Source organism: Streptomyces sp. NTH33, from assembly GCF_003236365.1.
Classification (GTDB): domain Bacteria; phylum Actinomycetota; class Actinomycetes; order Streptomycetales; family Streptomycetaceae; genus Streptomyces.
This window is the reverse complement of sequence record NZ_POTZ01000308.1, coordinates 1-8,531: the sequence shown is the minus strand read 5'-3', so window position 1 is coordinate 8,531 and position 8,531 is coordinate 1. Positions and strand designations below refer to the sequence as shown.

The window sequence follows — 8,531 nt, the reverse complement described above, 5'->3', positions numbered from 1 at the left end:
CCTCCCCGCGCCCCGTCCCGTCCCGTTGCAGCAGGCGCCTCTGGGGCGGCTTGTAACGAAGTAGTGCCGGTTGGCGTGGCCGTCTGGATTCGACCCGAGGTGTGCCGGTTACACTCGCCCGGCTGTACGAAAGATCATTGTTGACGGGGTGAATTTCTTCCGATGAGCGACGCCAGCACGACCCAGCCGTTCGAGGCCACGGACCAGAGGGCCCAGCCGGCCTCGGGCCACGGCAGGCACCGCGGCCCGGTCTCCTCCCACGACGGCGAGGGCGCCCCCCGCGGCCGTCACCGCAAGCCGACCGGGAAGACCGAAGCGGCCGCCTGACGGTACCGAAGCGGCGAACGGCCCCGTCCTGCCACGCAGGGCGGGGCCGTTTCGCGCCCCGGGCGGCTCAGGAGCGTTCGGCGTTCGGCTCAGGGGTGTCCGACGCGTGTCCGACGACCGTGTCGGCCAGCACCGGCGCGTCCCCCCGCTCGACGGCCGTCACCGACACCCGGACCCCGCCCCGCCCCTGCCGCCACATGCGGATGCGCAGGGTCTCGCCCGGGTACACCACTCCGGCGAAGCGCGTGGCGTAGGACCGTACGCGGGTCACGTCGCCGCCGAGCAGGGTGTCGACGACCGCCTTCAGCGTGATGCCGTAGGTGCACAGCCCGTGCAGGATCGGCCGGTCGAAGCCGGCGCGCTTCGCAAACCCGGGGTCGGCGTGCAGCGGGTTGTAGTCGCCGCTCAGCCGGTAGAGGAGGGCCTGGTCCTCGCGGACCGCCCGCTCGACGGTGCGGTCGGGCTCGCTGGTGAGCGCCTCAAGGCGGGTGTTGGGGCCGCGATCACCGCCCCAGCCGCCCTCTCCTCGGACGTAAATCTGCGCGTCATCGGTCCACAGCGGGCCGTCGGCGTCGGCGGCCTCGGTGCGCAGGACGAGGACGGCCGCCTTGTCCTTGTCGTACACGGCCGCGATACGGCTGGTGGCGGTGGCGGTGCCCCGGGCGGGGAGGGGGCGGTGCACGGTCAGCGTCTGGCCGCCGTGCAGGACGTGGGCGAGGTCGACGTCGACGCCCGGCATGGACAGGCCGCCGATCACTCCGGGCGCGCCGGCGCCGGCGACGGTGGCGAAGCTCGGCAGGACGTGCAGCCTGCTCTCCAGGGTGTACCGCAGTTCGGCGGGGTCGGTAGCGGGCCGGCCCGCGCCGATGCCGAGGTGGTAGAGGAGGACGTCCCTGGGGGTCCAGGAGATCTCGCCGGTCCGGGGTCCGGCGGCGAGGGCCTTGGCGGCGTCGATGGGCATGGGTCTGCTGCGTCTCCTGACGGGTCCGGTCGTTCGAGTGACCTCTGTATCCCGCCGGATTCCCGCCGGACGACCGGTCCACGCCGACCGTGACTTTTGTCCTGCCCGAGTCCGTACAAGCGCATCTTCCGGGCGGGGGGCTGGATTCGTAGCGTCGTAGACATGACACAGACAGAACGTGCCGTGTCCTTCACGGGGGTGACCAAGGCCTTCGGCGACGTGTGCGCCGTCGACGGTGTGCACCTGGAGATCGCACGGGGCGAGACCGTCGCCCTGCTGGGCCGCAACGGCGCCGGCAAGTCGACGACGATCTCGCTGCTGCTCGGCCTGAACGAGCCCGCCGCGGGCACGGTGGAGCTGTTCGGCGAGCCGCCCGAGCGGGCGGTGCGCGCCGGTCTGGTCGGGGCCATGCCGCAGGAGGCGCGGGCGGTGCCCCGGGTCACCGTCCGCGAGCTGGTCTCCTTCGTGGCCGGCCGCTACCCCGCGCCGCTGCCCGTCACCGGTGTCCTGGAACTGGCCGGGATCGCCCACCTGGCCGGGCGGCGCGTGGACCGGCTCTCCGGCGGTCAGACACAGCGCGTGCGGTTCGCGGTCGCACTCGCCGGGAACCCCTCGCTGCTGGTGCTGGACGAGCCGACCGCGGCCCTGGACGTCGAGGCGCGCCGCGCCTTCTGGAAGACGATGCGGGCCTACGCGCGCGGCGGCCGCACGGTGCTGTTCTCCACGCACTACCTGGAGGAGGCCGACGCCCACGCCGACCGGATCCTCGTCCTGGACCGCGGCCGGGTCGTCGCCGACGGCACCGGCGAGGAGCTGCGGCGCGCGGCGGGCGGCAGCCTGGTCGCCTTCGACCTGGCCGGGCGCGGCACCGAGGGCCTGGAGCTGCTGCCGGGCGTGCGGTCGGTCGAGGTGCGCGGGGACCGGGCGCGGCTGCGCACCGACGACCCGGACGCGACCGTGGTCGCCCTGGCCGAACTGGGCGCGATACGCGGCCTGGAGGTCGCCCCGGCCTCGCTCGACGACGCGTTCTTGGCCCTGACCGGCACAAGCAGCGCTCCAGGGGCACGGGAGGCGGTGTGATGCGCGACGTGCTCGCCTATCTGCGCCTGGAGGTGCGCCGCACCCTGCGCGACGTGGGTTTCATGATCGGCGGGATCGCGATGCCGGTGATGATGTACCTGCTGTTCACCAACCTCGGCGACAGCGGCGACGGAGGCTGGCGGACCGCCTCCATGGTCGGCATGGCCGCCTACGGCGCGGTCGGCTCCGCCCTGAACACCGGTGGCGGGGTCGCGGAGGACCGTACGGTCGGCTGGCTGCGGCAGCTCAGGGTGACCCCGATGACCCCGCGCCAGGTCGTCACCGGCCGGGCGCTGACCGGTGCGGTGACCGTGCTGCCCGCGATCTGCGCGGTGCTGCTGGCGGGCGGCCTGGTCAACGGCGTACGGCTGCAGGCGTGGCAGTGGGCGGCGACGGCACTGCTGCTGTGGCTGGGCTCGATCCCGTTCACGCTGCTCGGCCTGGGCAACGGCTACGGGCTGACCGCGCAGACCACGGGCGTGGTGAACATGGTGTGCAACCTGGGGCTCGCGGTCCTCGGCGGACTGTGGTTCCCGATAGCCCTCTTCCCGCACTGGCTGCGCGCGGTGTCCGTGTACACGCCCACCCACCGGGTCGCCGAACTCGGGGTGTCGGTCACCGAGGGTCACGCCCCGGCGGCCGGTGCCATCCTCGTACTGGCGGGCTGGCTGCTGGTGTTCGGTTCCTACGCCGTGCTGTCGTACCGCCGCCATGCCGGCGACGTCTGATCGGGGGGACGGAACATGAGCTGGTCGCGCAGGGTCTCCTGCCGCCTGAGGCGCACGTCCGCACAGGTCTGCGATCACCCGGGTCCGCTGCCCACCGGCTTCTCGCTGCTGCCCTGGTTGCTCCTGGGACTGGGGTCCCTCTCCCACCTCCTCCAGGGCAGGACCCCCAACCCGTGGATCGGCGGGCTGGGCCTGATCACCTTCAACTCGCTGTACATCTACGTGGTCTTCCGCTCCTTCGACAAGAAGCTGCGCAAGGCGGCGTCCACGCGAGTGGCGCTGCTGCTCATGGGTGTGGTGACCACCGGGCTCGCGCTCGGCTACGGCGGCAGCTGGCTGCTGTTCTTCTCGCTGCTGGGCCTGGCCACGGGTGCGGTCGTGCGCGGTCCGTGGCTGGGAAGGACGGCCGTGCTGCTGTCCGCCTTCGCCGGGGTTGCCGCCGGTCTCCGCGAGGGCTGGAGCGCGATCGGCATCTCCTACGGCACGTTCCTGTCGACGATGGTGACCGCCGCGATTCTCGGTCTCAGCGAGGCCGTACAGGAACTGCACGCCGCTCGCAAGGAGTTGGCCCGCCGCGCGGTGGAGGAGGAGCGGCTGCGCTTCTCCCGGGACCTGCACGACCTGCTCGGCCACACCCTGTCGGTGATCGTCGTCAAGTCGGAGGCGGCCCGGCGGCTGGCGCCCCGCGACCTGGAGGCGGCGCTCACGCAGATCACCGACATCGAGTCCGTCGGCCGGCAGGCGCTCACCGAGATCCGTGAGGCGGTCACCGGCTACCGCGAGGGCAGCCTGAGCACGGAACTCGACCGCGCCCGATCGGCGTTGACCGCCGCCGGCATCGAACCCGTCGTACGCCGCTCCGGCCCGCCGCTGACCCCGCAGACCGAGGCGCTGCTGGGCTGGGTGGTGCGCGAGGCGGTCACCAACGCCGTACGGCACAGCGGCGCGAGCCGCTGCGAGATCACCGTCGCCGGTACGGCCGAGCGGGTCCGTGCGACGGTCGTCGACAACGGGGACGGCACGTCCGCCGGGCCGGCCGTGGCGGGGATCGGCGGCACCGGCCTGAAGGGCCTGACCGAACGCCTCGCGGCGGCGGGCGGCTCGCTGCGGACCGGCCCGTCACCGCGCGGCGGCTTCACGGTGACCGCTGAACTCCCGACGGATTCGGAGGAGTCGGCGGCGGTGCCGGCGCCTACCCTGGGGCCGTGAACGAGATGCCCTCAGGCCACGGTCCCGCCAGGTCCATCCGCGTCCTGCTCGCCGAGGACCAGGGGATGATGCGCGGCGCGCTCGCCCTGCTGCTCGGCATGGAGGACGACGTCGAGGTCGTCGCCCAGGTCTCGGCGGGCGACGCCATCGTGGACGCCGCGCTGGCCCACCGCCCCGACGTGGCCCTGCTGGACATCGAACTGCCGGGGATGAGCGGCCTGGACGCCGCCGCCGAGCTGCGCGAGCGGGTGCCCGGCTGCCGGGTGCTGATCCTGACCACGTTCGGTCGGCCCGGCTATCTGCGCCGGGCCATGGAAGCCGGGGTCGCGGGCTTCCTGGTGAAGGACGGGCCGGTGGAGGAGCTGGCCGCCGCGATCCGCCGGGTGCTGGCCGGGGAGACGGTGGTCGACCCGGCGCTCGCCGCGGCGGCCCTCAGCGCCGGTCCGAGTCCGCTCACCGCCCGCGAGTGCGACGTGCTGCGGGCCTCCGCCGACGGCGCGACCGTCGCCGACATCGCCGCGAAGCTGCACCTGTCGGAGTCTACCGTCCGCAACCACCTCTCCGCCGCGATCGGCAAGACCGGCACCCGCAACCGCATGGAGGCCGTGCGGGAGGCCCGCGACCGGGGCTGGCTGTAGGCGCCTGCCGCCCTACACGGGCTCCCGCCGGAACAGTCCCGCCCACAGGAACGCCTCCCCGAAGTACGGCGAGTCCTCCGGCTCGTCCCGCATCCGCCGCAGCTCCACCTCCGTCAGGTCCGCGAAGATCCGCCGCAGCGACTCGGGCGTGTAGGCGAGCCCGCCGTGCAGGCGGCCGGTGCGGTACAGCTCGGCGTCGGACAGCTCGCTGCCCGTGCCGCCGGCCGCGAAACAGGTCAGGACCAGGTGGCCGCCGGGCGCCAGGACCCGTTCCAGCAGGGCCAGGTAGCTGATCCGGCGGTGCGGCGGCAGATGGTGGAAGCAACCGGAGTCGTAGACGAGGTCGTACGGCCCGGTGAGCCGCGCCCCGGCGTCCCCGAAGGCGTCCCCGCGCACGAACCGCACGGCGACTCCCGCCTCCCGGGCCCGCTCCTGCCCCCAGGCGACGGCCTCGGCCGACAGGTCGACCGCGTCCACCTCGAAGCCCCGCGCGGCGAGGTACCGGGCGTTGCGCCCCGGCCCGCACCCCAGGTCCAGCGCCCGGCGGCCGGCGACCGGTCCCCGCTCCAGCCACTCGGCGAGGTTCTCGTCCGGCTTGTCCACGAAGAACGGCACCGGCCGCGACCGGTCGGTGTAGAACCCGTCCCACCACCCGGCTCCCCCGCCGGTCCACCGGTCGGCGTCCGGCGCGAACAGCCCGTCCAGCAGCCGGAGTACGTCGTCCACGGTACGGATGTTCCGGTCCATGCGGATCCCCTTCTCCCCGGGCCCTTCCCAGGCCCGTTCCCGGTACCGCGACCGTAGCGTCGAACGGCTCGAAAGCCCAGGTCAGGCAGGGTGAGCGTGGCTCTGCGGGGCGCGCTGTCCGGGCGTGTGCGGGGCCGCCGCGTGCGCCGGAGGGGGATCACACCGGAGCCGGGCGGAAATTCTCCTTGGCCCCGTGCCGAGGGCCTTCTCGGCGGCGAACAGCGCCGCGCCTAGCGGACTTTCCGCGCGGAACGCGGCAGCCACACCAGCATCAGCAGCGCCCCGCCGAGCAGCATCGCCGTACTGGTGCGGAAGACCAGCGCGTATCCCTCCGTCAGGCCCACCGGCGTGGTCCGGCCCGCCGTGCGGGCCGCCGCGATGGTCGCCATGATCGCGAGGCCCAGCGAACCGCCCATCGTGCGGGAGGTGTTGACGAGCCCGGAGACCAGCCCGGCGTCCTCGGGCGCCGCCCCGGAGGTGGCCAGCGCGGCGAGCGGGGTGGCCGCCAGTCCCGCGCCCAGCATCATCAGGATCCCGGGGACCATGATGGCCGTGAGGTACGAGCCGTCCGCCCGCATCGTCGACTGCCAGGCGAACCCGGCGGCCGCCACCAGCGTTCCCAGCACGGCGACGTGGCGCGCCCCCGCCGCCCGCATGAGGCGCGGCGCCAGCTTGGAGCCGAGGATGACCGCCAACGAGCTGGGCATCAGGGCGAGTCCGGCGTCCAGCGGCGCGTAGCCGAGCACGTTCTGCGCGTACAGGGTCATGAAGAACCACATGCAGAACATCGCCGAACCGGAGACGAACATCGCCGCGTTCGCGGACGCCACCGAGCGCACCCGCAGCAGCGCGAGCGGCATCAGCGGGGCGGCCGTACGGGCCTCGACGGCGAGGAAGAGCCCGATGAGCGCGAGCCCGGCGAACAGCGGCACCAGCGTGGCCGCGGCCGTCCAGCCCTCCGCCTCGGTCTGCGAGATCCCGTACGCCAGCGTCGCCAGCCCCGCCGTCACCAGCAGCGCGCCCGGCAGGTCCAGCCTGCGCCCGTCCCCGGCCCGGCTCTCCACCAGCCACCGCACGGCCCCGGCGAGCACCGCCGCGCCGACGGGCACGTTGATCAGCAGCACCCACCGCCAGGACAACCCCTGCACCAGGACCCCGCCGACCAGACCGCCCGCCGCTCCGCCGCCCGCGCCGACCGCCGTCCAGGTGGCTATGGCCCGGGCCCTGGCCGCCCCCTCGGGCACGGCGGCGGTCAGCAGGGTCAGCGTGGAGGGCGCCAGCACGGCCGCGCCCAGCCCCTGCACGGCCCGCGCGAGCAGCAGCTGCCAGCCCTCCTGGGCCAGGCCGCCGCCCAGCGAGGCCAGCGTGAACAGGCCGAGCCCCAGCAGGAACATGCGCTTGCGCCCGTACAGGTCCCCGGCCCGGCCTCCGAGCAGCATGAAACCGGCGAACGCGATGGCGTAGGCGTTCACCACCCACTGCAGTCCCGGGCCGCTCAGCGCGAGGTCGGCCCGCATCGACGGCAGGGCCACGTTGACGACGGATATGTCCAGCACGACCAGGAACTGCCCGGCGCAGGCGAGGGCCACCACGAGCCAGGTCGGCGGCGGCGGCGCGGTGCGTCGGCGGAGGGTCGGGGTGGCGTCAGCGGCTTCGAGCATGGGGGTCATAATCTCAAGCCGCTCGCGCCCCTTGCATCGGACTTCCGTACGAGAACGGCTGGTCCCCAGGCCCGGGTCCTGCGCCCGCCCGGCACCCGTATGCGTCCGGCCGATCCGGCTGAGACGACTGGCACGAATGAGACGACCGACACGGCTGAAGCGACCGACACGGCTGAAGCGACCGACACGGCTGAAGCGACCGACACGGCTGAAGCGATTGAGACGGCTGAAGCGGCTGACACGGCTGAGGCGACTGACACGGCTGAGGCGACTGACACGGCTGAGACGTACGCCACCGCACCCCCTGTCACCCGGTCCGCAGGGCGTGCGGCAGCATGGCGGCCGGAACGGACGGACGACCGGAAGGACCCCCACTCCATGCCCGCGGCCCCCAAGCCCGAGATCCTGGCCGCCTTCGAGGCCGCGAAGGGGTTCATGCCCGCCGACGAAGGGCTCGCGCTCTACGCGGCGGCCGTGGAGGCCGGGCGGCTCGGGCTGCCGTTGCTCGAGGTCGGCACGTACTGCGGGCGCTCGACGATCCTGCTCGCCGACGCCGCCCGGCAGGCCGGGGTCACCGCGCTCACCGTCGACCACCACCGCGGCAGCGAGGAGCAGCAGCCCGGCTGGGAGTACCACGACCCGGAGACGGTCGACCCCGAGATCGGCCTGATGGACACGCTGCCCGCCTTCCGGCGCACGCTGCACAGGGCCGGACTGGAGGAGTACGTGGTGGCGCTCGTCGGCCGCTCGCCGCAGATCGCCGCCCTGTGGAACACCCCGCTCGGCCTGGTCTTCGTCGACGGCGGCCACACCGACGAGCACGCCGGCGCCGACTACGAGGGCTGGGCGCCGCACGTGGCCGTGGGCGGGCTGCTGGTCATCCACGACGTGTTCCCGGACCCGGTGGACGAGTTCACCGGGCAGGCCCCGTACCGCGTCTACCTCCGGGCCCTGGAGTCCGGGGAGTTCACCGAGGCCTCGGTGACCGGCTCGCTGCGCGTCCTGCGGCGAACGGAAGCGTCCGCCCCCGCCCGCCGTTAGAGTCGCAGACGTGTCGTACCCAGGCCTCGAATCCGGTCCCCCTCAGCCCGAACGTCCGCGCCGCCCCCGGCGTGGGCCGCTGACCGTCGCGCTCGCCGCGCTGGTGCCCGGGGCGCTGCTGGGGTGGGTGGTGTACGAG

General features: G+C 73.7%; 9 protein-coding genes. 6 read left to right on the top strand and 3 right to left on the bottom strand.

What is annotated here, in order from left to right:
• Positions 1-162 precede the first annotated feature (162 nt).
• On the top strand, positions 163-327 hold the full coding sequence (locus C1I97_RS40115) for a hypothetical protein (RefSeq protein ID WP_181446904.1): 165 nt from the start codon (positions 163-165) through the stop codon (positions 325-327).
• A 67-nt stretch (positions 328-394) separates the two neighbouring features.
• On the opposite strand, the gene C1I97_RS25280 is transcribed toward C1I97_RS40115, so the two are convergent.
• Entirely contained in the window at positions 395-1,288 is an 894-nt protein-coding gene (locus C1I97_RS25280; RefSeq protein WP_111005473.1) for a MaoC/PaaZ C-terminal domain-containing protein, read from the bottom strand.
• Positions 1,289-1,450: 162 nt separating this feature from the next.
• On the opposite strand from C1I97_RS25280, the gene C1I97_RS25275 reads away from it, so the two are divergent.
• Genes C1I97_RS25275 through C1I97_RS25260 form a run of 4 tightly spaced genes read left to right on the top strand, consistent with a single transcriptional unit; the run spans position 1,451 to position 4,943 of the window.
• Entirely contained in the window at positions 1,451-2,368 is a 918-nt protein-coding gene (locus tag C1I97_RS25275) for an ABC transporter ATP-binding protein (RefSeq protein WP_111005472.1), read from the top strand.
• Complete coding sequence (locus tag C1I97_RS25270; RefSeq protein ID WP_111005471.1) at positions 2,368-3,096, top strand: ABC transporter permease; 729 nt, start codon at positions 2,368-2,370, stop codon at positions 3,094-3,096. The genes C1I97_RS25275 and C1I97_RS25270 overlap by 1 nt, the downstream gene beginning before the upstream one ends.
• 15 nt (positions 3,097-3,111) lie before the next feature.
• Entirely contained in the window at positions 3,112-4,305 is a 1,194-nt protein-coding gene (locus C1I97_RS25265; protein WP_111005470.1) for a sensor histidine kinase, read from the top strand.
• 5 nt (positions 4,306-4,310) lie between these two features.
• The gene (locus C1I97_RS25260) at positions 4,311-4,943 is read left to right on the top strand and encodes a response regulator transcription factor (protein ID WP_111005474.1); all 633 of its coding nucleotides are present in this window, start codon (positions 4,311-4,313) and stop codon (positions 4,941-4,943) included.
• Between the two features lie 12 nt (positions 4,944-4,955).
• On the opposite strand, the gene C1I97_RS25255 is transcribed toward C1I97_RS25260, so the two are convergent.
• Together C1I97_RS25255 and C1I97_RS25250 are read right to left on the bottom strand one after the other, a co-directional pair.
• The gene (locus tag C1I97_RS25255) at positions 4,956-5,690 is read right to left on the bottom strand and encodes a class I SAM-dependent methyltransferase (RefSeq protein ID WP_111005469.1); all 735 of its coding nucleotides are present in this window, start codon (positions 5,688-5,690) and stop codon (positions 4,956-4,958) included.
• Between the two features lie 230 nt (positions 5,691-5,920).
• The gene (locus C1I97_RS25250) at positions 5,921-7,360 is read right to left on the bottom strand and encodes a DHA2 family efflux MFS transporter permease subunit (RefSeq protein WP_111005468.1); all 1,440 of its coding nucleotides are present in this window, start codon (positions 7,358-7,360) and stop codon (positions 5,921-5,923) included.
• 369 nt (positions 7,361-7,729) lie between these two features.
• Between C1I97_RS25250 and C1I97_RS25245 the strand changes: the two genes are divergently transcribed.
• Positions 7,730-8,392 (top strand): class I SAM-dependent methyltransferase, encoded by a 663-nt coding sequence (locus C1I97_RS25245; protein WP_111005467.1) that lies wholly within the window; start codon positions 7,730-7,732, stop codon positions 8,390-8,392.
• Positions 8,393-8,531 lie beyond the last annotated feature (139 nt).

Bases quoted from the DNA above. Each gene is read 5' to 3' on its own strand.
- C1I97_RS25270 (WP_111005471.1), top strand. From the start codon at position 2,368: ATGCGCGACGTGCTCGCCTATCTGCGCCTGGAGGTGCGCCGCACCCTG.
- C1I97_RS25250 (WP_111005468.1), bottom strand. From the start codon at position 7,360: ATGACCCCCATGCTCGAAGCCGCTGACGCCACCCCGACCCTCCGCCGA.
- C1I97_RS25275 (WP_111005472.1), top strand. From the start codon at position 1,451: ATGACACAGACAGAACGTGCCGTGTCCTTCACGGGGGTGACCAAGGCC.
- C1I97_RS25265 (WP_111005470.1), top strand. From the start codon at position 3,112: ATGAGCTGGTCGCGCAGGGTCTCCTGCCGCCTGAGGCGCACGTCCGCA.
- C1I97_RS25260 (WP_111005474.1), top strand. From the start codon at position 4,311: ATGCCCTCAGGCCACGGTCCCGCCAGGTCCATCCGCGTCCTGCTCGCC.
- C1I97_RS40115 (WP_181446904.1), top strand. From the start codon at position 163: ATGAGCGACGCCAGCACGACCCAGCCGTTCGAGGCCACGGACCAGAGG.
- C1I97_RS25245 (WP_111005467.1), top strand. From the start codon at position 7,730: ATGCCCGCGGCCCCCAAGCCCGAGATCCTGGCCGCCTTCGAGGCCGCG.
- C1I97_RS25255 (WP_111005469.1), bottom strand. From the start codon at position 5,690: ATGGACCGGAACATCCGTACCGTGGACGACGTACTCCGGCTGCTGGAC.
- C1I97_RS25280 (WP_111005473.1), bottom strand. From the start codon at position 1,288: ATGCCCATCGACGCCGCCAAGGCCCTCGCCGCCGGACCCCGGACCGGC.